Annotated in this window: 23 protein-coding genes, 1 tRNA gene and 1 pseudogene; 21 read left to right on the plus strand and 4 right to left on the minus strand. The window is 64.1% G+C overall.

Going from position 1 to position 25,912, the window contains the following annotated elements; translation table 11 throughout:
• Positions 1 to 146 precede the first annotated feature (146 nt).
• On the minus strand, positions 147 to 3,455 hold the full coding sequence (gene rne, locus IAE37_RS25060) for a ribonuclease E (RefSeq protein ID WP_442967866.1): 3,309 nt from the start codon (positions 3,453 to 3,455) through the stop codon (positions 147 to 149).
• An 810-nt stretch (positions 3,456 to 4,265) separates the two neighbouring features.
• On the opposite strand from rne, the gene rluC reads away from it, so the two are divergent.
• From rluC to sppA, 3 genes are read left to right on the plus strand one after another with little or no spacing between them, the layout of a single operon-like run.
• Entirely contained in the window at positions 4,266 to 5,222 is a 957-nt protein-coding gene (gene rluC, locus IAE37_RS25065; protein WP_201178055.1) for a 23S rRNA pseudouridine(955/2504/2580) synthase RluC, read from the plus strand.
• A complete protein-coding gene (locus tag IAE37_RS25070) occupies positions 5,212 to 5,892 on the plus strand; it encodes an HAD family hydrolase (protein WP_201178057.1) in 681 nt (226 codons plus the stop codon). Before rluC ends, IAE37_RS25070 begins: the two co-directional genes overlap by 11 nt.
• Positions 5,893 to 5,894: 2 nt before the next feature.
• Complete coding sequence (gene sppA, locus IAE37_RS25075; protein WP_201178059.1) at positions 5,895 to 6,884, plus strand: signal peptide peptidase SppA; 990 nt, start codon at positions 5,895 to 5,897, stop codon at positions 6,882 to 6,884.
• 89 nt (positions 6,885 to 6,973) lie between these two features.
• Here the strand turns inward: sppA and IAE37_RS25080 are convergent, their stop codons facing one another.
• Positions 6,974 to 7,552 (minus strand): Maf family protein, encoded by a 579-nt coding sequence (locus IAE37_RS25080; protein WP_201178061.1) that lies wholly within the window; start codon positions 7,550 to 7,552, stop codon positions 6,974 to 6,976.
• A 96-nt stretch (positions 7,553 to 7,648) separates the two neighbouring features.
• On the opposite strand from IAE37_RS25080, the gene IAE37_RS25085 reads away from it, so the two are divergent.
• The 16 genes and pseudogenes from IAE37_RS25085 to IAE37_RS25160 all read left to right on the plus strand — a co-directional run bounded on the left by IAE37_RS25085 (position 7,649) and on the right by IAE37_RS25160 (position 20,280).
• Positions 7,649 to 8,176, plus strand: coding sequence for a YceD family protein (locus IAE37_RS25085; protein ID WP_133332004.1), 528 nt, complete (start codon positions 7,649 to 7,651; stop codon positions 8,174 to 8,176).
• A gap of 13 nt (positions 8,177 to 8,189) precedes the next feature.
• The gene (gene rpmF / locus IAE37_RS25090) at positions 8,190 to 8,372 is read left to right on the plus strand and encodes a 50S ribosomal protein L32 (RefSeq protein ID WP_201178063.1); all 183 of its coding nucleotides are present in this window, start codon (positions 8,190 to 8,192) and stop codon (positions 8,370 to 8,372) included.
• 3 nt (positions 8,373 to 8,375) lie between these two features.
• Positions 8,376 to 9,386 (plus strand): phosphate acyltransferase PlsX, encoded by a 1,011-nt coding sequence (gene plsX, locus IAE37_RS25095; protein ID WP_201178065.1) that lies wholly within the window; start codon positions 8,376 to 8,378, stop codon positions 9,384 to 9,386.
• A 145-nt stretch (positions 9,387 to 9,531) separates the two neighbouring features.
• Positions 9,532 to 10,470, plus strand: coding sequence for an ACP S-malonyltransferase (gene fabD, locus IAE37_RS25100; RefSeq protein ID WP_201178067.1), 939 nt, complete (start codon positions 9,532 to 9,534; stop codon positions 10,468 to 10,470).
• A 16-nt stretch (positions 10,471 to 10,486) separates the two neighbouring features.
• On the plus strand, positions 10,487 to 11,227 hold the full coding sequence (gene fabG / locus IAE37_RS25105; protein ID WP_136913578.1) for a 3-oxoacyl-ACP reductase FabG: 741 nt from the start codon (positions 10,487 to 10,489) through the stop codon (positions 11,225 to 11,227).
• A 202-nt stretch (positions 11,228 to 11,429) separates the two neighbouring features.
• Positions 11,430 to 11,666 (plus strand): acyl carrier protein, encoded by a 237-nt coding sequence (gene acpP, locus IAE37_RS25110; protein ID WP_201178069.1) that lies wholly within the window; start codon positions 11,430 to 11,432, stop codon positions 11,664 to 11,666.
• A gap of 183 nt (positions 11,667 to 11,849) precedes the next feature.
• Positions 11,850 to 13,094, plus strand: coding sequence for a beta-ketoacyl-ACP synthase II (fabF, locus tag IAE37_RS25115; RefSeq protein ID WP_201178071.1), 1,245 nt, complete (start codon positions 11,850 to 11,852; stop codon positions 13,092 to 13,094).
• Complete coding sequence (gene pabC / locus IAE37_RS25120) at positions 13,094 to 13,915, plus strand: aminodeoxychorismate lyase (RefSeq protein ID WP_201178073.1); 822 nt, start codon at positions 13,094 to 13,096, stop codon at positions 13,913 to 13,915. The genes fabF and pabC overlap by 1 nt, the downstream gene beginning before the upstream one ends.
• A 3-nt stretch (positions 13,916 to 13,918) precedes the next feature.
• Positions 13,919 to 15,193: an endolytic transglycosylase MltG gene (mltG, locus tag IAE37_RS25125; RefSeq protein ID WP_201178075.1), complete on the plus strand. Its 1,275-nt coding sequence runs from the start codon at positions 13,919 to 13,921 to the stop codon at positions 15,191 to 15,193.
• 9 nt (positions 15,194 to 15,202) lie between these two features.
• A complete protein-coding gene (gene tmk / locus IAE37_RS25130) occupies positions 15,203 to 15,835 on the plus strand; it encodes a dTMP kinase (protein ID WP_201178077.1) in 633 nt (210 codons plus the stop codon).
• Positions 15,828 to 16,814, plus strand: coding sequence for a DNA polymerase III subunit delta' (locus IAE37_RS25135; protein ID WP_201178079.1), 987 nt, complete (start codon positions 15,828 to 15,830; stop codon positions 16,812 to 16,814). Before tmk ends, IAE37_RS25135 begins: the two co-directional genes overlap by 8 nt.
• A gap of 30 nt (positions 16,815 to 16,844) precedes the next feature.
• The gene (locus IAE37_RS25140) at positions 16,845 to 17,627 is read left to right on the plus strand and encodes a TatD family hydrolase (protein WP_201178081.1); all 783 of its coding nucleotides are present in this window, start codon (positions 16,845 to 16,847) and stop codon (positions 17,625 to 17,627) included.
• 514 nt (positions 17,628 to 18,141) lie between these two features.
• Positions 18,142 to 18,777 (plus strand): TetR/AcrR family transcriptional regulator, encoded by a 636-nt coding sequence (locus IAE37_RS25145; RefSeq protein WP_133332014.1) that lies wholly within the window; start codon positions 18,142 to 18,144, stop codon positions 18,775 to 18,777.
• Positions 18,778 to 18,925: 148 nt separating this feature from the next.
• Positions 18,926 to 19,036, plus strand: a pseudogene (locus tag IAE37_RS25150) (radical SAM protein); the annotation flags it as partial.
• 67 nt (positions 19,037 to 19,103) lie between these two features.
• Complete coding sequence (locus IAE37_RS25155) at positions 19,104 to 19,709, plus strand: DUF4823 domain-containing protein (protein WP_201178083.1); 606 nt, start codon at positions 19,104 to 19,106, stop codon at positions 19,707 to 19,709.
• A 10-nt stretch (positions 19,710 to 19,719) separates the two neighbouring features.
• Positions 19,720 to 20,280: a DUF1285 domain-containing protein gene (locus IAE37_RS25160; RefSeq protein WP_201178092.1), complete on the plus strand. Its 561-nt coding sequence runs from the start codon at positions 19,720 to 19,722 to the stop codon at positions 20,278 to 20,280.
• Positions 20,281 to 20,347: 67 nt separating this feature from the next.
• Here the strand turns inward: IAE37_RS25160 and IAE37_RS25165 are convergent.
• Together IAE37_RS25165 and IAE37_RS25170 are read right to left on the minus strand one after the other, a co-directional pair.
• Positions 20,348 to 20,423 (minus strand) — tRNA-Asn (locus tag IAE37_RS25165).
• Between the two features lie 62 nt (positions 20,424 to 20,485).
• Positions 20,486 to 21,682 (minus strand): amino acid aminotransferase, encoded by a 1,197-nt coding sequence (locus tag IAE37_RS25170; RefSeq protein WP_201178094.1) that lies wholly within the window; start codon positions 21,680 to 21,682, stop codon positions 20,486 to 20,488.
• A gap of 287 nt (positions 21,683 to 21,969) precedes the next feature.
• Between IAE37_RS25170 and uvrB the strand changes: the two genes are divergently transcribed.
• Positions 21,970 to 23,985: an excinuclease ABC subunit UvrB gene (uvrB, locus tag IAE37_RS25175; protein WP_201178096.1), complete on the plus strand. Its 2,016-nt coding sequence runs from the start codon at positions 21,970 to 21,972 to the stop codon at positions 23,983 to 23,985.
• A 104-nt stretch (positions 23,986 to 24,089) separates the two neighbouring features.
• Positions 24,090 to 25,571 carry a glutamate--tRNA ligase gene (gltX, locus tag IAE37_RS25180; protein WP_201178098.1) on the plus strand — a complete coding sequence of 494 codons (1,482 nt, stop codon included), beginning with the start codon at positions 24,090 to 24,092 and terminating at the stop codon, positions 25,569 to 25,571.
• Positions 25,572 to 25,912: the final 341 nt, after the last annotated feature.

Consider the following 25,912-nt stretch of genomic DNA (forward strand, 5'->3'; position numbering starts at 1 on the left):
TAAACCCGCTCCTACAGGTTCTGAAGCAAGCGGGGTACCTGTAGGAGCGGGTTCACCCGCGAAGAGGCCGGAACAGGCAAACCCCCCGCCCAAGAAAAAGCCCCGCCAGTTCGCACTGGCGGGGCTTTTTCATTCTGCGTCAGCTATCAATGAGGCTTGTGCTCATCGGCAGCTTCCAGCGCTGGCTCGGCAGCTTCCTGGGCTGCCTTGGCGGCGGCTTCGGCTTCACGCTTGCGGCGACGCACTTCACGTGGGTCGTTCGGCGCGCGGCCGTTGGGCAGCATCACGGTAGTGGCTTCGACCACTGCCGGTGCTTCTTCGACCGGAGCCGGCTCGGCGATGACCGGAGCGGCCACTTCGACCACCGGAGCCGGCTCGGCAACCACTTCCGGCTGTGCTTCGATGACCGCGACAGGCTGCTCGGCAGCCGGCGCTTCTTCGACCACGACCGGTGCCTTCTCGGCCTCACCACCTTCCACGACCGGGGCCTCTGCAGGCGCCTCGACGGCAGGGGCTTCGACCGGCGCTTCGGCAACCACTTCCGGCTCGGCGACAGGTGCTGCTTCGACGACCGGCTGAGGGGCGACTTCGACCACTGGCTCGGCGCTGGCTTCGACTACGGCGACCGGCTCGCTGACCGGCTGCTCGACCACGGGGGCGATGGCCACTTCCTCGACCGGGACAACCGATTCGGCAACCCCTTCGGTCTGCTCGACCGGCTGGGCGGCTTCGCTGCTGTCGGTGGTCACGGCGTCGGCACTGGCGCGTTCGGCCTGCTGGTTGGCTTCGGCTTCGGCACCTGCGCTGATGTTGCTGGTGGCGACGGCGGCGGTGACGGCAAGGCCGGCGGCCAGTTCGGCACCAAGCTCGGTGGCCTGGTGCTGTTGTGGCTGCTCTTCGTTGCCTTCTTCCTCGCTACCCTCGATCAGCTCGCCATTGGCGTTGCGCTGGCGTTCACGACGGTTGCTGCGACGACGCTGGCCACGGGAGCGGCGACGTGGGCGCTCGCCATCGGCACCTTCCTGCTCATCCTGCAGTGCCTCTTCGTTCGGCAGTTGCTCCTCGGCGAGTTCTGCAGCCTGTTCGGCGGCCTCATCGACTGGGCGCAGCTGGCGTTCTTCGCGTGGAGGGCGGGGGGCTCGCTCTTCGCGTGGGGCACGTTCTTCACGAGGTGCACGTTCTTCACGCGGAGCACGCTCTTCGCGAGGTGCACGCTCTTCACGTGGAGCACGTTCTTCGCGAGGTGCGCGTTCTTCACGCGGCGCACGTTCTTCGCGAGGCGCGCGCTCTTCACGTGGAGCACGTTCTTCGCGAGGTGCGCGTTCTTCACGTGGGGCACGTTCTTCACGCGGGGCACGCTCTTCACGGGCTACGCGTTCGTCACGTGGTGCACGCTCTTCGCGCGGCTGGCGTTCTTCACGGGCGGCCGGTGCGGCATCCAGCGGCTCGCGCAGTTCGCGCACACGCTCTTCGCCACGGTTGCCGCGGCGGTCTTCGCGGGGCTGGCGTGGGGCGCGTTCTTCACGCGGAGCGCGCTCTTCGCGGGGCTGGCGCTCTTCACGCGGGGCGCGCTCGGCACGTTCTTCGCGCGGCTTGCGGTCCTCGTCGCGGCGGCCGTTGCGGTTGCGGCTCTGCTGGCGACCGTTGCGGCGCTCCTCGTTGCGCTGCGGGCGCTCGGCGGCAGGCTTCTCGGTGCTCACGGCAGGAGCAGCGGCGGCAGGTTCGTCCTTGCCGGCGAACAGGCTGACCAGCGACTTCACCAGGCCCTTGAACAGGCTCGGCTCAGGCGCGCTCGGTGCCGGGGCAGGGGCGGCTGCGGCTTGCTGCGGCTCTTCGGCGCTGGCCGGTACTGGCGCGTTGGCACGGGCCGGGGCGGTCTTCACGGCCGCTTCCTGGCGCACCAGGGTGCGGGTGGCGGTCGGCTGCGGCGCTTCTTCGGCCTCGGCTGCGGCGATCTCGTAGCTGGACTGGTTGTTCAGCACTTCCGGGTTGTCGTCGCGCAGGCGCTGGACTTCGAAGTGCGGGGTTTCCAGATGATCGTTCGGCAGGATGATGATGCGCGCACGGGTGCGCAGTTCGATCTTGGTGATCGAGTTGCGCTTCTCGTTGAGCAGGAAGGCCGCCACCGGGATCGGCACCTGGGCGCGGACTTCGGCGGTGCGGTCCTTGAGGGCTTCTTCCTCGATCAGGCGCAGGATCGCCAGCGACAGCGACTCGACGTCACGGATGATGCCGGTGCCCGAGCAGCGTGGGCAGACGATGCCGCTGCTTTCGCCCAGCGACGGACGCAGGCGTTGACGGGACATTTCCAGCAGGCCGAAGCGCGAGATGCGGCCTACCTGCACGCGGGCGCGGTCGGCCTCGAGGCATTCGCGCACGCGCTCTTCGACGGCGCGCTGGTTCTTCGCCGGGGTCATGTCGATGAAGTCGATGACGATCAGGCCGCCGATGTCACGCAGGCGCAACTGGCGGGCGATTTCCTCGGCCGCTTCCAGGTTGGTCTGCAGGGCGGTTTCCTCGATGTCGCTGCCCTTGGTGGCGCGCGCCGAGTTGATGTCGATGGAAACCAGGGCCTCGGTCGGGTCGATCACGATCGAGCCGCCGGACGGCAGGTCGACCACGCGCTGGAAGGCGGTTTCGATCTGGCTTTCGATCTGGAAACGGTTGAACAGCGGGACGCTGTCTTCGTACAGCTTGACCTTGCTGGCGTACTGCGGCATCACCTGGCGGATGAAGGTCAGGGCTTCTTCCTGGGCGTCGATGCTGTCGATCAGCACTTCGCCGATGTCCTGGCGCAGGTAGTCGCGGATGGCGCGGATGATGACGTTGCTTTCCTGGTAGATCAGGAACGGTGCGACGCGGTCTTCGGACGCTTCCTTGATGGCGCTCCACAGCTGCAGCAGGTAGTCGAGGTCCCACTGCATTTCTTCGCTGCTGCGGCCAAGGCCGGCAGTGCGCACGATCAGGCCCATGTCGCCTGGTACGGTCAGGCCGTTGAGCGCTTCGCGCAGCTCGTTGCGCTCTTCGCCTTCGATGCGACGGGAAATGCCGCCGGCACGCGGGTTGTTGGGCATCAGTACCAGGTAGCGGCCGGCCAGGCTGATGAAGGTGGTGAGGGCGGCGCCTTTGTTGCCACGCTCTTCCTTCTCGACCTGGACGATGACTTCCTGGCCTTCGCTGAGCACGTCCTTGATGTTGACGCGGCCTTCCGGGGACTTCTTGAAGTATTCGCGGGAGATTTCTTTCAGCGGCAGGAAGCCGTGACGTTCGGAGCCGAAGTCGACGAAGGCGGCTTCGAGGCTGGGTTCGATGCGGGTGATCTTGCCCTTGTAGATGTTGGCCTTTTTCTGCTCACGGGCGCCGGACTCGATGTCCAGGTCGTAGAGACGTTGGCCGTCCACCAGGGCTACACGCAACTCTTCGGGTTGAGTTGCGTTAATCAGCATTCTTTTCATGTTGTACCGTCGGTTTCCGGGCTGCCGGAAACGGCGTTCGGCACACACGACTTCTCAATGGTCGGTGCCAAGGTGCGCAAAGGGTAGCCGGGCCACCCCCGTGTCTGGCGACGTTCGGCACCAGCCGGTTGCCCAGCCTGCCGTTGTCGCGACGACGCGTCCTGTTTGCTGCGGTGCCAACGAGGCCTTGCGCCAACTGATGCGTTATCCGATCGATAACCGAATCAACTTGCCGGCCTCGTGCACTCAGTCAGGAGGAGGAATCAACCGTCAGCCGTGGACGCCCGAGGGCATCTTTTCAGGACCTTATCCGCTCGCCGGCAATGTCAGTGGGCCGGTGGCCGGACGCGGTGCTACACGGTCCGAGGGCTGTGCATCTCCACCCTGCACGTATCCCTGATAATTCGGGTGCTGCCGCGCGCTGAATCCGCAACGGGTTGCATTTTTCGCCAGCGCGCTACCGCGCTGACGACCATTCATGTCCAAGGCAGGTATTTCCGAAGCATTCGCCCGGCGTTGCGTGGAAGCATCGAGGCGGGCAGAGGTACGGCGAAAAGAAGCGGGTAAGCAGGTGAAACACCGCACTTGTCGTTTTTTTTCGGTCTTCTCTACACGGCGCTGGTGGTGATTCCAGGCAATTCGTTAAACTGGCGAAAACCCCGTAGGACGGCCTCGCGTCCTGGAGAATTGCGATGGTCAGGGGCCGGCCGAGGGCCTGGTTCCGCTGGCCTGCCGCTTTTGGCGGCGTTCGCGACTATAGCAGTAATGATTAAGTGCTTCAATTCCATAAAAAATTGTTATGATCCCGCCATGACGACCAATACCCCCCCGACTTCCGGCGTTCAGCTGATCGAAGTCGCGCCGGAGCTTGCCGGCCAACGCATCGACAATTTCCTCATCACGGCGCTCAAGGGCGTGCCCAGGACCCTGGTCTACCGCATCCTGCGCAAAGGCGAAGTTCGGGTCAACAAGGGCCGTATCAAGCCCGAGTACAAGCTGCAGGCCGGCGACATCGTGCGGGTGCCGCCCGTCCGTCTGCCCGAGCGCGACGAGCCGGCACCGGTTGCCCAGGGGCTGCTGCAGCGCCTCGAGGCGGCGATCGTCTACGAAGACAAGGCGCTGATCGTGATGAACAAGCCGGCCGGCATCGCCGTGCACGGCGGCAGCGGCCTGAGCTTCGGCGTGATCGAGGCATTGCGTCAGCTGCGCCCCGATGCCAAGGAGCTCGAGCTGGTGCACCGGCTTGACCGCGACACCTCGGGCCTGCTGATGATCGCCAAGAAGCGCAGCATGCTCCGTCATCTGCACGCCGCGCTGCGTGGCGATGGCGTCGACAAGCGCTACATGGCGCTGGTGCGCGGGCATTGGCCGACCGCGAAGAAACAGGTCAACGCGCCGTTGCTCAAGAGCAACCTGCGCTCTGGCGAGCGCATGGTCGAAGTCAACGACGAGGGCAAGGAGGCGCTGACGATGTTCCGCGTGCTGCGCCGCTTCGGCGAGTTCGCCACCATCGTCGAGGCGCGGCCGATCACCGGGCGTACCCACCAGATCCGCGTGCACACCCTGCATGCCGGGCACATGATCGCCGGCGACAGCAAGTACGGCGACGAGGACTTCAGCCGCGAGATTCGCGAGCTGGGCGGCAAGCGCCTGTTCCTGCATGCCTATGCCCTGACCGTGCCGCTGCCAGATGGCGGCGAGCTCAAGCTGGAGGCCCCGGTCGACGACGTCTGGGCCAAGACCGTGGAGCGTCTGAGTGCGACCTGACTACCAGCTGCTGATCTTCGACTGGGACGGCACCCTGGCCGACTCCGTTGGCCGTATCGTCGAGGCGATGAACGTCTCCGCCGAGCGCGCGGGCGAGGCGCCGTGCCAGGAAGATGCGATCAAGGGCATCATCGGCCTGGCCTTGAGCGAGGCCATCTCGGTCCTCTATCCGCATCTGGATGCGCATCAGGTGGCGGTGTTTCGCCAGCACTACGCCGATGTCTATACGGCCCTCGATCAGCAGCCTTCGCCGTTGTTCGAGGGCGTGGTCGAGTCGCTGGACGCCTTCCGGGCCGAGGGCTACCGCCTGGCGGTGGCCACCGGCAAGGCGCGTCGCGGCCTGGACCGGGTGCTCAAGGCCAATGGCTGGGAGCAATTCTTCGACATTACCCGCGCTGCCGACGAAACCCGTGGCAAGCCGCACCCGCTGATGCTCGAGGAAATCCTCGGGCACTGCCGGGTCGAACCTGGCCGAGCGCTGATGGTCGGAGATTCGGCGTTCGACTTGCAGATGGCCAGCAACGCCGGCATGCATTCGGTCGCCGTCGGCTACGGCGCCATGTCGTTGCAGGCGTTGGCCGAGTTCGGCCCGCAGGTGTGCATCGAGCATTTTTCCCAGCTACGCGAGTGGCTGGCCGGTTCTGCGCAATTCCAATTCCAAGGTAGGTGAGCATGGCAGACGAGTGGAAGGCACCCGAGTCCGACCCAGAGGAGCGCGAAGAGCGCAAAAGCTGGAAACTGCTGGAGAAGACCCTGCTGGCCAGTGTTCAGGAGCAGCGTCGCGCCCGGCGCTGGGGGATTTTCTTCAAGCTGCTGACGTTCTTCTTCCTGTTCGGCATCCTGGCTCTGTTGCTGCCGCTGGCGAACATGGACAAGGCTGCCTCGCGCAGTGCGAGCCACACTGCGCTGATCGAGGTGCGCGGCGTGATCGCCGACCAGGAGGCGGCCAGCGCCGACAACATCATCAAGAGCCTGCGCGAAGCGTTCAAGGACCCCAAGACCAAGGCCGTGGTGCTGCGTATCAACAGCCCGGGCGGCAGCCCGGTCCAGGCTGGCTATGTGTATGACGAGATTCGCCGCCTGCGTGGCGAGTACCCACAGATCAAGCTGTACGCGGTCATCACCGATCTTGGCGCTTCGGGTGCCTACTACATTGCCAGCGCCGCGGACGAGATCTACGCCGACAAGGCCAGCCTGGTGGGTTCCATCGGCGTCACCGCAGCAGGCTATGGCTTCGTCGGCACCATGGAGAAGCTAGGTGTCGAGCGGCGTGCGTACACCTCGGGTGAGCACAAGGCCTTCCTCGATCCGTTTTCCCCGCAAAAGCCCGAGGAAACCGCGTTCTGGCAGAGTGTGCTGGACACCACGCACCAGCAGTTCATTGCCATGGTCAAGCAGGGGCGAGGTGAGCGGCTCAAGGACAAGGAGCACCCCGAGTTGTTCAGCGGCCTGATCTGGTCGGGCGAGCAGGCCAAGGCATTGGGCCTGGTCGATGGCCTGGGCAGCGCCAGTTATGTGGCGCGGGATATCGTCGGTGAGAAGGAGTTGGTGGACTTCACCGTTCAGGAGTCGCCGTTCGATCGTTTCTCCAAGCGTTTGGGTGCCAGCGTGGCTGAGCACCTGGCCATGTGGATGGGGTTCCAGGGGCCGCAGTTGCGCTGAGGGTTTGCCTAGAGAGGGGCGGTGTCGCGCAGATCGAGCGCCGCCCGCGCGGCGCTCGATTTCACAGGCGCCAAAAATCCCAACCCAGGCTAAGGAATCACCATACCTTCCCGGCTCAGCATATCCACCAACCGAATCAACGGCAGCCCGATCAAGCTGGTGGCGTCGCTGCCATGGGTGCTCTGAAACAGGCTCACCCCCAACCCTTCCGCCTTGAAGCTGCCTGCGCAATCCAGTGGCTGTTCCGCCGCCACGTAGCGCTCCACACGCTCCCGATCCAATTCGCGCATCGTCACCGTGAACGGCACGCAATCGACCTGGCAGCGCCCTGTGCTGCTGTTCAATAACGCCAGCCCGGTCAGGAACGTCACCTGCTGCCCGCTCGCTTCCAGCAACTGCTCGCAGGCTCGCTCGAACGTGTGCGGCTTGCCCAGCACCTGCTCGCCAAGCACCGCCACCTGGTCGGAGCCGATGATCAGGTGGCCGGGGTATTGGTCTGCCAGCGCCTCGGCCTTGGCCTGGGCGAGGCGTCGAACCAGGGCGATGGCCGGCTCGTCATCCAGGCGCTGCTCGTCTATGTCGGGGCTTGCCCAGGCGAAGGGCAGGCGCAGGCGGGCCAGCAGTTCGCGGCGGTAGGCAGAGCTCGAAGCCAGTAACAGGGGAAGCATGGTAGACTCCTGGGCGGATGAACCAGATTCTAACATGCGCGATGCCGCCGAATTTCCTTTGACAGGGGCGGGGGGCATCCCTAGAATGCTGCGCCTATGTTGAATGACCCGATTCCACCTCACGTTGACCCGCGCAAATTAGCCGATCGTGGCGTAACCATCACTGGTTCGCTGCAACTCGCTGATTTGGAAAGACTCTGCGACCCGCTTTCCGACGATGTCGGTACGGTGCAGGCGAAGTTCGATTTTGAACGAGATGAACAGCACGTGGTGGTTATCCACAGCGAGCTGGACGTCGAAGTCAAGATGGTTTGCCAGCGTTGTCTTGAGCTGGTCACCCTGCCGATCCACAGCGAATGTACATACGCCGTGGTGAAGGAGGGTGCGAATACCCAGTCGTTGCCGAAAGGCTATGACGTGCTGGAACTGGGCGAAGATCCTTTGGATCTGCAGGCCTTGGTCGAGGAGGAGCTGTTGCTCGCCTTGCCTATCGTGCCTGCTCATCATCCGGAAGAATGCCAGCAGCCGGCGGGCGCAGACGAGCCCGAATCGAGCAAGGACGAGGTATCGCGGTCCAACCCGTTCAGTGTTTTGGCGCAGTTAAAGCGTGACCCAAACGTTTAGGAGTTAATCAATTATGGCTGTTCAGCAGAACAAAAAATCCCGCTCTGCCCGTGACATGCGCCGTTCGCACGACGCCCTGTCGGAAAACGCGCTGTCGGTAGACAAAACCTCCGGTGAAGTACACCTGCGCCACCACGTTTCGCCAGAAGGCGTATACCGTGGTCGCAAAGTGGTCGACAAGGGCGCCGACGAGTAATCCTTGTCCGCTCAGATCATCGCGATCGACGCAATGGGCGGGGACTTCGGTCCCCGCAGCATTGTCCAGGCTAGCATTGCCTGCCTTTCGGCTACACCCTCGCTGCACCTGACCCTCGTCGGTCAACCCTCCCTCCTTGAAGAGCTTGTCAGTGGCCTAGCGGCTGCGGATCGCGCGCGCCTGCAAATCGTGCCGGCCATGGAGGTGATCGGCATGGACGAGCGGCCCTCGCAGGCGTTGCGTGGCAAGCCGGATTCGTCGATGCGCGTCGCCCTCGAGCTGGTGCGCGATGGCAAGGCCCAGGCCTGTGTCAGTGCCGGCAATACTGGGGCACTGATGGCATTGTCGCGTTTCGTGCTCAAGACCCTGCCGGGTATCGATCGACCGGCCATGGTCGCGGCAATCCCGACCCAGGCGGGTTATTGCCAGTTGCTCGATCTGGGGGCCAACGTCGATTGCAGCGCCGAGAACCTCTACCAGTTCGCCGTCATGGGGTCGGTGGCCGCCCAGGCCCTGGGCATTCATCGGCCGCGAGTGGCGCTGCTCAACATCGGTACCGAGGACATCAAGGGCAACCAGCAGGTCAAGCTGGCGGCCAGCCTGTTGCAGAACGCGCGCGGGCTCAACTACATCGGCTTCGTCGAAGGCGATGGCCTGTACCGTGGCGAGGCGGATGTGGTGGTGTGCGACGGGTTCGTCGGCAACATCCTGCTCAAGTCCAGCGAAGGCCTGGCGACCATGATCGGCGCGCGGATCGAGCAGTTGTTCAAGGGGGGGGCGTTGTCCCGCCTGGCCGGGGCCGTGGCCATGCCCCTGCTCAAGCGGCTGCAGGCCGACCTCGCCCCGGCGCGGCACAATGGCGCGAGCTTTCTCGGGTTGCAGGGCATCGTCATCAAGAGCCATGGCTCGGCGGGTGTGCAGGGTTTCCAGAGTGCGATCCAACGGGCCTTGATCGAGATCCAGGAAAACCTCCCGCAGCGCCTGCATGGGCGTCTGGAGGACCTGTTGCCGTAGCCTGCAATACAAAGGCCTTAGGCATAGCTGCCATGAAATGCTTAAATGTGACCGCTTGGTCCGCAGCTCCATCCAAGCTATCAGATTCCGCGTCCAGCCCATGGCTTGGCGCACCCCATTCGACAAGATCATAAGGGCTTGTTCAATGTCTGCATCCCTCGCATTCGTCTTCCCCGGTCAAGGTTCCCAGTCACTGGGCATGCTCGCCGAACTCGGCGCTGAAAAGCCGGTGATCATCGAGACCTTCAAGGAGGCTTCCGAGGCTCTGGGCTACGACCTCTGGAAACTGGTCCAGGAAGGCCCGGAAGAACAACTCAATCAAACCGACAAGACCCAGCCGGCGATCCTCACTGCGTCCATCGCGTTGTGGCGCCTGTGGCTGGAAGAGGGCGGCGCGCAGCCGGCCTTCGTCGCCGGCCACAGCCTGGGTGAATACAGCGCCCTGGTCGCTGCTGGCAGCATCAGCCTGAAGGATGCCGTGCGCCTGGTAGAGCGCCGTGGCCAGCTGATGCAGGAAGCGGTACCGGCCGGTCATGGTGCCATGGCCGCGATCCTTGGCCTGGACGACGCCGTCGTGGTGGAAATCTGCGCCGAAGCCGCCGAAGACGAAGTGGTCAGCGCGGTGAACTTCAACTCGCCAGGCCAGGTGGTCATCGCGGGCAACAAGGCTGCGGTCGACCGCGCCATCGAGCTATGCAAGGCCAAGGGCGCCAAGCGCGCCCTGCCGCTGGCGGTCAGCGTGCCGTCGCACTGCGCACTGATGAAGCCCGCTGCCGAGCGCTTCGCCGAGGCGGTCAACGCCATCGAGTGGAAGGCCCCGGCGATTCCGGTGGTGCAGAACGTCACCGCTGCCGTTGCTGCCGACCTCGATGCCCTGAAGCACGACCTGCTGGCGCAGCTGTATCAGCCGGTACGTTGGGTTGAGTGTGTGCAGACCCTTGCGGCGAACGGTGCGGTCAATCTGGTCGAATGCGGCCCGGGCAAGGTGCTGGCAGGCCTGAACAAGCGTTGCGCCGATGGCGTGACCACCTACAACCTCAACACCCCTGACGCCGTCGCCGCCACCCGTGCGGCGCTGGCCTGAATTTGGAGAAACTTGCATGAGCCTGCAAGGTAAAGTAGCACTGGTCACCGGCGCCAGCCGTGGCATCGGCCAAGCCATTGCCCTCGAGCTGGGCCGCCAGGGCGCGATCGTGATCGGTACCGCCACGTCCGCCTCGGGCGCCGAGCGCATTGCCGCCACCCTCAAGGAGCACGGCATCCAGGGCACCGGCATGGAACTCAACGTCACCAGCGACGAGTCCGTCAGCGCCGTGCTCGCGGCCATCGGCGAGCAGTTCGGTGCGCCAGCGATCCTGGTCAACAATGCCGGCATCACCCGTGACAACCTCATGCTGCGCATGAAAGACGACGAGTGGTTCGACGTGGTCGACACCAACCTGAACAGCCTCTACCGTCTGTCCAAGGGCGTGCTGCGTGGCATGACCAAGGCGCGTTGGGGTCGTATCATCAGCATCGGTTCGGTCGTCGGCGCCATGGGCAACGTCGGCCAGGTCAACTACGCTGCCGCCAAGGCCGGGCTGGAAGGCTTCAGCCGCGCCCTGGCGCGTGAAGTCGGCTCGCGCAACATTACCGTCAACTCGGTGACCCCAGGTTTCATCGACACCGACATGACCCGCGAGCTGCCAGAAGCGCAGCGTGAAGCCCTGCAGACCCAGATTCCGCTGGGCCGCCTGGGCCAGGCCGAGGAAATCGCCAAGGTGGTTTCCTTCCTGGCATCCGACGGCGCAGCCTACGTTACCGGCGCCACCGTGCCGGTGAACGGCGGGATGTACATGTAACAACGCAAGTCAATGTGACGGGTTGGGTAAAAAAAGAGTCATACTCCGAGCCTAAAATCCGTTATAAAGCTGCAACCAGATTCCAGGCAGGGGGCGTGGTGGCTAGGCTGAGATGCGTTTAGCTTGAAAAGCGAACGTCTTTCTATAAAATTAGCCACCGGCCAGCTGCCTGACATATATCCACTAGGAGTGAAAACTAGGTATGAGCACCATCGAAGAACGCGTCAAGAAAATCGTCGCCGAGCAACTGGGCGTCAAGGAAGAGGAAGTGACTCCTGAGAAGTCCTTCGTCGATGACCTGGGTGCCGATTCGCTTGACACCGTTGAGCTGGTGATGGCTCTGGAAGAGGAATTCGAGACCGAAATCCCTGACGAAGAAGCCGAGAAGATCACTACCGTTCAAGCGGCCATCGACTACGTCAACAGCCACAAGGTCTAAGACGCTGTAGTCGACGCTTCTTGTCGAGAAGAACCGCACTGCCTTTGCCGGCGTGCGGTTTTTTCTTTGCGAGCCACACGTTCCGGTGCGCAGGTAGTGCAGGCACCGAGAGCCTGTTGCCATTTCATTCCTTTGCCTTGAATGCAATGGCAAGAGACTCTGTTATCAGAAAAGGAGAGTACTGTGTCGCGTAGACGCGTCGTGGTCACCGGTATGGGTATGCTGTCGCCACTGGGTACCGATGTACCGAGCACCTGGCAGGGCATTCTGGCTGGCCGCAGTGGCATCGGTCCGATCGAACACACGGACCTGAGCGCCTACTCCACCCGTTTTGGCGGCTCGGTGAAAGGCTTCGAGGTCGAGCAATACCTGTCGGCCAAAGAGGCCCGCAAGCTTGACCTGTTCATCCAGTACGGCCTGGCGGCCGGTTTCCAGGCGGTGCGCAATGCCGGCCTGGAAGTCACCGACGCCAACCGCGAGCGCATCGGCGTGGCCATGGGCTCGGGCATCGGCGGCCTGACCAACATCGAGGAAACCAGCCGGACCCTGCATGACCAGGGGCCGCGGCGTATTTCGCCGTTCTTCGTGCCCGGTTCGATCATCAACATGATCTCCGGCTTCCTGTCGATCCACCTGGGGCTGCAGGGGCCGAACTACGCCATCGCCACCGCGTGCACCACCGGTACCCACTGCATCGGCATGGCCGCGCGCAACATCGCCTACGGCGAGGCCGACGTGATGATCGCCGGCGGTGCCGAGATGGCCGCCTGTGGCCTGGGTATGGGTGGCTTCGGTGCTTCGCGCGCCCTGTCCACCCGCAACGATGAGCCTGCCCGTGCCAGCCGTCCGTGGGACAAGGGCCGTGACGGTTTCGTCCTGTCCGATGGTGCCGGCGCCCTGGTGCTCGAGGAGCTGGAGCACGCCAAGGCGCGTGGCGCGACCATCTATGCCGAACTGGTGGGCTTTGGCATGAGCGGCGATGCCTACCACATGACCTCGCCACCCGACAGCGGCGAAGGGGCGGCCCGTTGCATGGTCAACGCCCTGCGCGATGCCGGCATCCAGCCCGAGCATGTCAGCTACATCAACGCCCACGGTACCTCCACCCCAGCCGGTGACATAGCCGAAGTGGCGGCGATCAAGCGCGTGTTCGGCGACCACGCCTACAAGCTGGCAGTCAGTTCGACCAAGTCGATGACCGGTCACCTGCTCGGTGCCGCCGGTGCCGTCGAGGCGATCTTCAGCGTGCTGGCGATCAACAGCCAGATGGCACCGCCGACCATCAACCTGGACGAGCCCGACGAAGGCTGCGACCTGGACTTCGTGCCGCACGAGGCGCGTAGCATGCCGATCGACGTGGTGCTGTCCAACTCGTTCGGCTTTGGTGGCACCAATGGTTCGCTGGTGTTCCGCCGGTTCGCCGATTGATGCACAGCTGGATCGATGGCCAGCCCGCGACTGCGCTCAACCTGCAGAACCGCGGCCTGGCCTACGGCGATGGCCTGTTCGAGACCATCGCCGTGCGCGCTGGCCAGCCCAGCCTGCTGGACGGCCACCTGGCGCGCCTGGCCCTGGGCTGCCAGCGCCTTGGCATCGATGCCGACCTGGCACTGCTGCGTGATGAGGTGCTGCGCTACGCCAGCCAACTCGGCGACGGTGTCGCCAAGCTGATCCTTACTCGTGGCGACAGCCAGCGAGGCTATGCTCCGGTGGCCGGTGCGGCGCCGCGGCGTATTCTCCAGGGCAGCCCGTTGCCCACCTATCCCCCGGCCCACGCCGAGCAGGGGATCTGCTTGTTCGCCTGCCAGACCCGTCTGGCGGAACAACCGCTGCTGGCCGGCCTCAAACACCTCAATCGCCTGGAGCAGGTGCTGGCCCGTGCCGAGTGGCAGGACAGCGAACATGCCGAAGGCCTGATGCGCGATGGGCAGGGCAGGGTGGTCGAAGGGGTGTACAGCAACCTGTTCCTGGTGCGCGATGGCATGTTGCACACCGCCGACCTCACTCGATGTGGCGTCGCTGGCGTGATGCGCGGCGCACTGCTCGAACAGGCCGTTGCGCTGGCCATCCCGGTGCAGGTCGGTGACCTGTCGCTGGGCGACCTGGAGCAGGCGGACGAAGTGTTCGTGTGCAACAGCGTGTATGGCGTATGGCCGGTGCGCGGCATCCCTGCATTGAGCCTAAACTGGTCGCCAGGCCCCTTGACCCGTAAACTTCAGGCCGTTGCCCGTACGTTACTGGATACCTGATTTGTGAGACGCAAACTCCTGCTGCTGCTGGAAATGGGACTGATCCTCGCTGGACTGGCATTGGGCTGGTCGGCCTGGAAAGTCACCACGGTCGTGGAGCAGCCCTTGCACGTGACGCAGGAGCGCCTGCTCGACGTGCCCAACGGCACCAACCCCAACCGCATGTTCTATCGCATGCAGAGCGAAGGCCTGCTGGACGATGCATTCTGGCTTCGCCTGTACTGGCGCTTCAACATGGCTGGCACGCCCCTGCATACCGGCGAGTATCGCATCACTCCGGGCATGACCGTCGAGGAGCTGTTCGACGCGTGGCGTCGGGGCGATGTGGTGCAGTACAACCTGACCCTGGTCGAGGGCTGGACCTTCCGCCAGGTGCGCTCGGCAGTGGCCAAGCATGAAAAGCTCAAGCACACCCTCGATGGCCTGTCCGATGCCGAGGTGATGGACAAGCTCGGCCATACCGGGGTGTTCCCAGAGGGCCGCTTCTTCCCTGATACCTATCGCTTCGTCCGTGGAATGAGCGACGTCGAGCTGCTGCAGCAAGCCTACATGCGCCTGGACGAAGTGCTGGCCAAGGAGTGGGCCGAGCGCAGCACCGACCTGCCGTACCGTGACCCGTACCAGGCACTGATCATGGCGTCGCTGGTCGAGAAGGAAACCGGCATTCCCCAGGAGCGTGGGCAGATCGCCGGCGTGTTCGTGCGCCGCCTGCGCCTGGGCATGATGCTGCAGACCGACCCGACGGTGATCTACGGCATGGGCGAGCGCTACAACGGCCGTATCACCCGCGCCGACCTGCGCGAGCCGACGCCCTACAACACCTATACCATGACAGGCTTGCCGCCGACGCCGATTGCCATGGTCGGCCGCGAGGCGATCCATGCGGCGCTCAACCCCGTCGACGGCAGCAGTCTGTATTTCGTCGCTCGCGGTGACGGCAGTCATGTGTTCTCCGACGACCTGGACGACCACAACTCGGCCGTGCGCGAGTTCCAGCTCAAGCGCCGCGCCGATTACCGCTCGAGCCCGGCGCCCAAGGCTGCGCCAGGCGCAGCACCGGCCACGGAGGAAGCGCCCGCAGTGGACGAAGTGCCTGCGGTGAAGGGAGCGCCTGCGGCGGATGACGCGCCCGCGACGAACGAAGCGCCTGCGGCGAATGAACAACCCGAATCGGGTGCAGCCCCCGACCAGGCACCTGCGCCGAGCGAGCCCAGCGTCCCGGCTCCGGCCGCCGATTCCGCGCCGGCCGAAGCGCCGACGCCTGACGAACAACATTAAGGACTGCCTGTGAGCGGCTTGTTTATTACCCTGGAAGGCCCCGAAGGCGCGGGCAAGAGCACCAACCGCGACTATCTCGCGGCGCGCCTGCGCGAGCAGGGCCTGGACCTGGTGCTGACCCGTGAGCCTGGCGGCACGCCATTGGCCGAGCAGGTCCGCGAACTGCTGCTGGCTCCGAGCGACGAGACCATGGCCGCCGACACCGAGCTGCTACTGGTGTTCGCTGCCCGCGCCCAGCACCTGGCCGAAGTCATCCGCCCGGCGCTGGCCTGTGGCGCGGTGGTGCTGTGCGATCGCTTCACCGATGCCACCTACGCCTACCAGGGCGGTGGCCGTGGCCTGTCGGTCGAACGCATTGCCACTCTGGAGCAATTCGTCCAGGGCGACCTGCGCCCCGACCTGACCCTGGTCTTCGACCTGCCGGTGGAAGTGGGCCTGGCCCGCGCCGCCGCGCGTGGCCGCCTGGACCGTTTCGAGCAGGAGGGGCGGGGCTTCTTCGAGGCCGTGCGCCAGGCCTACCTGCAGCGCGCACAGCGCGAGCCGCAGCGCTACCAGTTGCTCGACGCCGCACAGCCGCTGGAGGCCGTGCAGCGTTCGATCGATGCCCTGTTGCCGGCCATCGTGGACCGCTGCCGTGGCTGACAGCTACCCCTGGCAGCAGGCCCTCTGGCAGCAACTGGCCGGCCGTGCCCAGCATGCCCATGCCTACCTGCTGCACGGGCCGCAGGGCATCGGCAAGCGGGCCCTGGCCGAGCGCCTGATGGCCCGGCTGCTGTGCCAGCAACCGAACGGCCTCGACGCCTGCGGCCAGTGCAAGTCGTGCCTGTTGCTCAAGGCCGGCAGCCACCCGGACAACTTCGTCCTCGAGCCGGAAGAAGCCGACAAGCCGATCAAGGTCGACCAGGTCCGCGAGCTGGTGGCGTTCGTGGTGCAGACCGCGCAGTTGGGCGGGCGCAAGGTGGTGCTGATCGAGCCGGTCGAGGCGATGAACGTCAATGCCTCCAACGCCCTGCTCAAAAGCCTGGAAGAGCCCTCGGGCGATACCGTGCTGTTGCTGGTCAGCCATCAGCCCAGCCGCCTGCTGCCGACCATCAAGAGCCGCTGCCAGCAGGTCACCTGCCCGCAGCCTAGCCTGGCGCAGAGCCAGGCCTGGCTGGACCAGGCGCTGCCCGACAGCGATCCGGCCCAGCGCGCCGAGCTGCTGACCCTGGCCGCCGGTTCGCCGTTGATGGCCGTGGCCCTGCAGGCCAAGGGAGTGCTCGAGCAGCGCGCCCTGGTCACCGACGGGGTGAAGAAGCTGCTCAAGGGTCAGCAGTCGCCCAGCCAGCTGGCCGAGGCCTGGAACGCCGTACCCTTGCTGCTGTTGTTCGACTGGTTCTGCGACTGGTCGCACCTGATGCTGCGCTACCAATTGACCCAGGACGAGGACGGGCTAGGCTTGGCCGATATGCGCAAGGTGGTCCAGTACCTGGCGCAGAAGAGCCGCCAGGCCAAGGTGCTCGAGGTCCAGGCGTGGATCCTCGAACAGCGCCAGAAGGTGCTGGGCAAGGCCAACCTCAACCGCGCGTTGTTGCTCGAGGCCTTGCTCGCCCACTGGGTGCAGTTGCCGGGCGCCCGCTGATCTCCCATTTTTCGATATGTGTCGTTATCCATGCTCGTAGATTCCCACTGCCACCTCGATCGTCTTGACCTGAGCGCCCACCAGGGTTCCCTCGATGCTGCCCTGCAGGCTGCCCGTGAGCGGGGAGTAGGGCACTTCCTGTGCATCGGCGTCAGCGCCGAGAATGCCGGTGCCGTGAAGGCGCTGAGCGAGCAGTATGCCGATGTCGACTGTTCGGTAGGGGTGCACCCATTGGACCTGGCGCCCGGCGAGACACCGGCGCTGGAATGGCTGTTGCGCGAGCTGGCTCACCCCCATGTGGTGGCGATCGGCGAGACCGGCCTGGATTACCACTACGAGCCCGAAGCTGCGGAGCTGCAGCAGGCTTCGTTCCGCCTGCACCTGGAGGCTTCGCGCCAGACCGGCAAGCCGCTGATCGTGCACACCCGCGCTGCCCGCGCCGACACCCTGGCGCTACTGCGCGAGGCCAGCCTCCCCCAGGCCGGGGTGCTGCACTGCTTCACCGAAGACTGGGACATGGCACGGGCCGCGCTGGACCTGGGCTACTACATCTCGTTGTCCGGCATCGTCACCTTCCGCAACGCCGACGCGCTGCGCGAGGTGGCCCGCCAGGTGCCGGCCGATCGGCTGCTGGTCGAGACCGACTCGCCGTACCTGGCGCCGATTCCCTATCGGGGCAAACCGAACCTGCCGCAGTATGTGCGTGAGGTGGCGGAGTACGTGGCCTCGTTGCGCGGGGTCAGCTATGCGCAATTGGCTGAGCAGACTACCGCGAATTTCAAACGGTTGTTCCCGCTGGCTCGGGTGGCCTGACTTTCCAGGCGTTGGAGTTGGGTGAGGGCTGCCAGGGGCCTGCCACAAGACTTGTAGCGCCTAGCAGACCGAGCGCCGCCCGCGCGGCGCTCGGTCTGCTAGGCGCTACAAAACCCAAGGCATGCACCTCTCAGCCCTGATGCCATCTCTTGATCCCCAAATCCCCCCAACGCCCCCACGAAACACAAAAAAAACCCGGGTTCTGGGGGAGGAATCCGGGTTAAGACCATTAGGAGTAAAACAAAGGTACCGCGGTCCCTGGGCACCTTTATCGGCGCGCCACTGGGGGGATGCGCCGCGCCAACACTTCTAGTATTGGCCAGGTTTGGCCTTGTGCCAGTGCCGGCTGGTCGTTTTTTAAACAGATTTGGAATACGTCGGCAGTTGGTTCCTCCCTCTGCGTCTTGAGACGCCCAGCAAAACCGGCCGGAAACAGCCACATGCTTGGAACATCCGTGCAATTTGCCGCAAGTTAGGCATAATAAACCGCTTCGATCGTCATCCAGTCCTTCCCATGCAGAAAGAACCTCGTAAGGTCCGTGAGTTTCGCCGTCGCGAACAGGAAATCCTCGATACCGCGCTCAAGCTGTTTCTCGAACAAGGTGAAGACAGCGTCACCGTGGAGATGATCGCCGACGCCGTCGGCATCGGCAAAGGCACGATCTACAAGCACTTCAAGTCCAAGGCCGAGATCTACCTGCGCCTGATGCTCGACTACGAGCGCGACCTGAATACGCTGTTGCACTCGGCCGATGTCGACCGTGACAAGGAAGCGCTGTCGCGCGCCTACTTCGAGTTCCGCATGCGCGACCCGCAACGCTACCGGCTGTTCGACCGTCTCGAGGAGAAAGTGGTCAAGGGCAACCAGGTACCGGAAATGGTCGAGGAGCTGCACAGCATCCGTGCGTCCAACTTCGATCGCCTGACCCAACTGATCAAAGGCCGCATCAGCGAGGGTAAACTCGAGGACGTGCCGCCGTACTTCCACTATTGTGCGGCCTGGGCCCTGGTGCACGGCGCGGTGGCGCTGTACCACTCGCCGTTCTGGAGCAACGTCCTGGAAGATCAGGAAGGCTTCTTCCAGTTCCTCATGGACATCGGCGTGCGCATGGGCAACAAGCGCAAGCGCGACCCGGAATCCGCCGCCTGAAGCCGCGCTGCCGACCTCCGCTAGGCAGGATGTGAATCGAGTGCTGGCAAAACCTGATCTATGAATCAGATTTTGCCAGCCCGATTCATCCTGGCCGGAGTCATTCATGATCGTCGATCGTCAAGGCAGGCGTTTTTCGCAACCTGCGCGTCAGCCACGTCATCCGGCCTTGCAACGGATACTGGTCAGGGCCCTGGCCGACAAACAGGCGCTGGCCTTCGCCGGGGCTGTGACAGTGATGAAAGTGATCGGCGGTTGAATCTGGCGCAAAAGCTGCATCCAGAGGCAACTCGCCGGTTTTTCGTCACCGGTCATTGGGAGGAAAGATGCGTAGCCTGGTCTTGCTGCTGGCGCTGATGGCGTTGGGCGGCTGCATGAGTGTCAGCGATATGGGCGAGACCGCCCGCAGCCAGATGAGCGATGCTGGGCTGCTGGACCACAGCGATACCCGTCGTACGCTGTCGATCCGCCTGCAGCCCGATTCGTTCATCTTCATTGGCCAGGGGGCCTTCGTGCCGCCAGGCAAGGGGCCTGCACCGCGGCAGAATGCCGTGGCCGAGGAGGCCTTCAAGAGCTTTGTCGAGTACTTCCCGCTGGTGCGCCGCGCCCAGGGTCCGCTGGGCCTGGAGCAAGCGATCGCCGAAGCGCGCTCGGTGGGCGCCGACTACGTGCTGTACACCCGTTTCGCCCGCACCGACGACCGCATCGGCAATGGCGACGAGTGGTATGACGAGCAGGCCGTCGACCGCCTGGGTTGGGATTCCGGCGTGGTGCAGATGATGCTCATCGAGACCAACAGCCGTTACCTGATCGATACCGCGCGCATCAAGAGCCGTGGCGGTTTGTTGACGTTCCATGACAAGACTCCCGAGGATTTGCTTGCCAGGCCGATGCGCGAGTACGCTCGTAGCCTTATTGGCATGAGCGAATGAGGGCAGGGTGATGACGGATTCCGGCAAGGCCAACGATCTACTGACGCAGATTCCCAAGCACAAGGGGCTGCCACCGGTGCATCTGTGGAACCCGGATTTCTGCGGCGACATCGACATGCGTATCGCGCGTGACGGCACCTGGTACTACCTGGGCACACCGATCGGCCGCAAACCCATGGTGCGCTTGTTCTCCAGCATCATCCGCCGTGACGGCGACGACTACTTCCTGATCACGCCAGTGGAAAAGGTGGGCATCCGTGTCGATGATGCGCCCTTCGTTGCCGTGACCCTCGAGGTGCAGGGCAGTGGGGAAGGGCAAGTGCTGCGCTTCACCAGCAACGTCGACGACACCTTCGAGGCCGGCCCGCAGAACCCTCTGCGCGTCGAGACCGACCCCGACACCCAGGAGCCTTCGCCGTACGTGCGGGTGCGCAGCAACCTCGAGGCACTGATCCACCGCAATGTGTTCTACCAGATGGTGGAGCTGGCGGTGCCGCGCTCGATCGATGGCCAGGAATGGCTCGGGGTGTGGAGCCATGGCGAGTTCTACCCGATCGGGCGGCCCGCCTGACAGCCCGCTGGCGCAGGCATACGAAAAAGCCCCTGATGCTCACGCATTCAGGGGCTTTTTCAATGTTTGGCTCCGCGACCTGGACTCGAACCAGGGACCCAATGATTAACAGTCATTTGCTCTACCGACTGAGCTATCGCGGAATCTGCGCGTATCTTACCGATCACCAAGGGGAAGTCAAGCTACCCCTTGGCAAATCAAGCAGTTACAGCACTTCAACGATGGCCTTGGTGACCACGTGGATGTTGCTCTGGTTCAGTGCGGCGACGGCGATGCGGCCGGTGTCCAGGGCATAGATGCCGAACTCGTTCTTCAGGCGGGCGACCTGGTCCACGGTCAGGCCCGAGTAGGAGAACATGCCGACCTGGCGGCCGACGAAGCTGAAGTCACGGTTGGCGCCGTACTGGGCCAGCAGCTCGACCATCTGCTTGCGCATGCCGTGGATGCGCTCGCGCATCTCGGCCAGCTCGGTTTCCCACATCTGGCGCAGCTCCGGGCTGTTGAGCACGGTGGCGACGATGGTGGCGCCGTGGGTCGGCGGGTTGGAGTAGGTGGTACGGATCACGCGTTTGACCTGCGACAGCACGCGGGTGCTCTCGTCCTTCGAGGCGGTCACGATCGACAGCGCGCCGACACGCTCGCCGTACAGCGAGAACGACTTGGAGAACGAGCTGGAGACGAAGAAGTCCAGGCCCGAGTCGGCGAACAGGCGCACGGCGAAGGCGTCTTCGGCGATACCGTCACCGAAGCCCTGGTAGGCCATGTCGAGGAACGGCACGTGGCCCTTGGCCTTGACCACTTCCAGCACGTTTTTCCAGTCGTCCAAGGTCAGGTCGACACCGGTCGGGTTGTGGCAGCAGGCGTGCAGGACCACGATCGAACCGGACGGCAGGGCGTTCAGGTCTTCGAGCATGCCGGTGCGGTTGACGTCGTTGCTCGGGGCGTCGTAGTAGCGGTAGTTCTGCACCGGGAAACCGGCACCTTCGAACAGCGCGCGGTGGTTTTCCCAGCTCGGGTCGCTGATGGCGACCACGGCGTTGGGCGATACGCGCTTGAGGAAGTCGGCGCCGATCTTCAGAGCACCGGTGCCGCCAACGGCCTGCACGGTGACCACGCGGCCGGCGGCCAGCAGTGGCGATTCGGCGCCGAACAGCAGCTTCTGCACGGCCTGGTCGTAGGTGGCGATACCGTCGATCGGCAGGTAGCCGCGCGAAGCGTGCTGGGCAGCGCGCTGGGTCTCGGCTTCGATCACTGCGCGCAGCAGCGGAATGCGGCCTTCCTCATTGCAATACACGCCCACGCCGAGGTTGACCTTGTCGGTACGGGTATCGGCGTTGAATGCTTCGTTGAGGCCCAGGATAGGGTCGCGGGGTGCCAGCTCGACAGCGGAAAACAGGCTCATTGTTACCTTGGCTCTGAATGGAGTGTGATAGGGCGTACACGCTCCAGCCGAATGCACTGAAGCGGTGCACAAACGGGGAGTCAGTATAGTGATACCGCTCGGCCACTGCGACAGCCTGGCGCAGGTTTTCCGGCGAATTCGGCGATTTTTTTTCAACCATTGGTCGAATTGCCCGGTCCACCGCAATGAGCGCTCACACCTGGACCTTGAAACCGGTCCCGAGCGGGCGCATTTGGGTATAGACTACTGGCTAAATTTACAGTTACTGCGTTACCGCGAGGTCCGACATGTCCGAGTTCCAGCTCGTCACCCGTTTCCAGCCGGCCGGCGACCAGCCCGAGGCCATCCGCCAGATGGTCGAAGGCATCGACGCGGGGCTGTCGCACCAGACCCTGCTCGGCGTGACCGGCTCGGGCAAGACCTTCAGCATCGCCAACGTCATCCAGCAGGTGCAGCGCCCGACCCTGGTACTGGCGCCGAACAAGACCCTGGCCGCGCAGCTGTACGGGGAGTTCAAGGCGTTCTTCCCCAATAACGCGGTGGAGTACTTCGTTTCCTACTACGACTACTACCAGCCCGAGGCCTACGTGCCGTCGTCGGACACCTTCATCGAGAAGGACGCCTCGATCAACGACCATATCGAGCAGATGCGCCTGTCGGCGACCAAGGCGCTGCTGGAGCGACGCGACGCGATCATCGTCACCACCGTGTCCTGCATCTACGGCCTGGGCAGCCCCGAGACCTACCTGAAGATGGTCCTGCACGTCGACCGTGGCGACAAGCTCGACCAGCGCGCCTTGCTGCGCCGGCTGGCCGACCTGCAGTACACCCGCAACGAGATGGACTTCGCCCGGGCCACCTTCCGCGTGCGCGGCGACGTGATCGACATCTTCCCTGCCGAATCGGACCTCGAGGCCATCCGCATCGAGCTGTTCGACGACGAGGTGGAGAACATCGCTGCGTTCGACCCGCTCACCGGCGAGGTCTTCCGCAAGCTGCCGCGCTTCACCTTCTACCCCAAGAGCCACTACGTGACGCCACGGGAAACCTTGCTCGGAGCAGTGGAGGGCATCAAGGAGGAGCTCGCCGAGCGCCTCGCGTTCCTGCACAAGGGCAACAAGCTGGTCGAGGCCCAGCGCCTGGAGCAGCGCACCCGTTTCGACCTGGAAATGATCCTCGAGCTGGGCTACTGCAACGGTATCGAGAACTACTCGCGCTACCTGTCCGGGCGCCCGGCAGGCGCGCCGCCGCCGACCCTGTACGACTACCTGCCGGCTGACGCGCTGCTGGTGATCGACGAGTCCCACGTCAGCGTTCCGCAGGTCGGGGCGATGTACAAGGGCGACCGCTCGCGCAAGGAAACTCTGGTCGAATACGGTTTCCGCCTGCCGTCGGCGCTGGACAACCGGCCCATGCGCTTCGACGAGTGGGAGGCGGTGAGTCCGCAGACCATCTTCGTTTCCGCCACCCCAGGCCCGTACGAAGCCGAGCACGCCGGGCGCGTGGTCGAGCAGGTGGTGCGCCCGACCGGCCTGGTCGACCCGCAGGTGGAGGTGCGCCCGGCGCTGACTCAGGTCGACGACCTGCTCTCGGAAATCCGCAAACGCGTAGACAGCGGTGACCGGGTACTGGCCACCACGTTGACCAAGCGCATGGCCGAAGACCTTACCGACTACCTGGCCGACCACGATGTACGGGTGCGTTACCTGCACTCGGACATCGACACCGTGGAGCGGGTGGAGATCATCCGCGACCTGCGCCTGGGCACGTTCGACGTGCTGGTGGGCATCAACCTGCTGCGCGAGGGCCTGGACATGCCCGAGGTGTCGCTGGTGGCCATTCTCGACGCCGACAAGGAGGGCTTCCTGCGCTCCGAGCGTTCGCTGATCCAGACCATCGGCCGGGCGGCGCGTAACCTCAACGGCCGGGCGATCCTGTATGCCGACCAGGTAACCGGTTCGATGCAGCGGGCCATCGACGAGACCGAACGGCGCCGCGAGAAGCAGATCGCCTTCAACGAGGCCCACGGCATCGTGCCCAAGGGGGTAGTCAAAGACATCACCGATATCCTCGAAGGCGCCACCGTGCCGGGCGCGCGCAGCAAGAAGCGCAAGGGCGCGGCCAAAGCGGCGGAGGAAGCTGCCCGTTACGAAGCCGAACTGCGCACGCCAGGGGAGATCACCAAGCGAATCAAGCAGCTGGAAGAGAAAATGATGCAATTTGCCCGCGACCTGGAGTTCGAGTCGGCGGCGCAGTTGCGTGACGAGATCAGCCAGTTGCGCGAGCGTTTGATCACCAGCTGAGGCGATGCGCGGGCGCGGCAACTGGCCTGCAGCCATCGCTGGAGCCCAGGGCCCGCTCCCTGCTAACATTCCGCCTTTGTTTCATCTTCTGTCCGGGACTTTCCATGACCACCGTTCGCACGCGTATTGCGCCATCGCCCACTGGCGACCCCCATGTCGGCACCGCCTACATCGCCCTGTTCAATTACTGCTTCGCCAAGCAGCACGGCGGTGAGTTCATCCTGCGTATCGAAGATACCGATCAGTTGCGCTCGACCCGCGAGTCGGAGCAGCAGATCTTCGATGCGTTGCGCTGGCTGGGCATCGAGTGGAACGAAGGCCCGGACGTTGGCGGCCCGCACGGCCCTTACCGGCAGAGCGAGCGTGGCGAGATCTACGCCCAGTACGCCAAGCAACTGGTCGACGCCGGCCACGCCTTCTACTGCTTCTGCACCGCCGAAGAGCTGGAGCAGATGCGCGCCGAGCAGATGGCCCGTGGCGAGACCCCGCGCTACGACGGCCGTGCGCTGCTGCTGAGCGACGAGGAAGTGCAGCGCCGCCTGGCCGCTGGCGAACCCCACGTGATCCGCATGAAGGTGCCGAGCGAAGGCGTCTGCGTGGTTCCCGACATGCTCCGCGGTGACGTCGAGATCCCGTGGGACCGCATGGACATGCAGGTGCTGATGAAGAACGACGGCCTGCCGACCTACTTCCTCGCCAACGTGGTCGACGACCACCTGATGGGCATCACCCACGTGCTGCGTGGCGAAGAGTGGCTGCCCTCGGCGCCGAAGCTGATCAAGCTGTACGAATACTTCGGTTGGGAACAGCCCAAGCTGTGCTACATGCCGCTGCTGCGCAACCCCGACAAGAGCAAGCTGTCCAAGCGCAAGAATCCGACCTCGGTGACCTTCTACGAGCGCATGGGCTTCATGCCTGAGGCCATGCTCAACTACCTCGGTCGCATGGGCTGGTCGATGCCGGACGAGCGCGAGAAGTTTTCCCTGGACGAGATGGTCGAGCACTTCGATCTGTCGCGTATTTCCCTGGGTGGGCCGATCTTCGACATCGAGAAGCTGTCCTGGCTCAACGGCCAGTGGTTGCGCGACCTGCCGGTGGAAGCGTTCGCCGCACGCGTGCAGAAGTGGGCGTTCAACAGCGACTACATGATGAAGATCGCCCCGCACGTCCAGGGCCGCGTCGAAACCTTCAGCCAGATCGCCCCGCTGGGTGGCTTCTTCTTCGAAGGCGCGCTGAAGCTCGATGCCAAGCTGTTCGAGAGCAAGAAGCTGTCTGCCGACCAGGTGCGCCAGGTGATGCAGCTGATCCTGTGGAAACTGGAAAGCCTGCGTCAGTGGGAAAAAGACCGTATCACCGGCTGCATCCAGGCAGTGGTCGAAGCGCTGGAACTGAAGCTGCGTGACGCCATGCCGCTGATGTTCGCCGCCATCACCGGCCAGGCCAGCTCGGTCTCGGTGCTCGATGCCATGGAAATCCTCGGCCCCGACCTGACTCGCTATCGCCTGCGCCAGGCCCTGGACCTGCTCGGCGGCGTATCGAAGAAAGAAAACAAGGAATGGGAAAAGCTGCTGGCGAACATCGCCTGATAGCCATTCCGAGAGCGCCGCACCCCCTGTAGGAGCGGGTTTACCCGCGAAGAGGCCGGTGAATTCAGTGGCGCATTCGCGGGTAAACCCGCTCCTACAGTGCACACAAGTGCTCTGCAGGAGCGGGGCTGGGCGGTAAGTGATTGTTATCTGTGCAAAAATTTTTGATTATTTTGAAAATTTCGTTTGACAGCTCTGCAATCCAATCTTAATATGCGCCCCGTCCACAGCGATGAACGAAAACGAAACGCCAGGCACCCAGCCAGCGCTTCGGTTCAACGCGACATTGTGGGGCTATAGCTCAGCTGGGAGAGCGCCTGCATGGCATGCAGGAGGTCAGC

Source organism: Pseudomonas sp. S31 (genome assembly GCF_016648105.1).
Lineage (GTDB): Bacteria > Pseudomonadota > Gammaproteobacteria > Pseudomonadales > Pseudomonadaceae > Aquipseudomonas.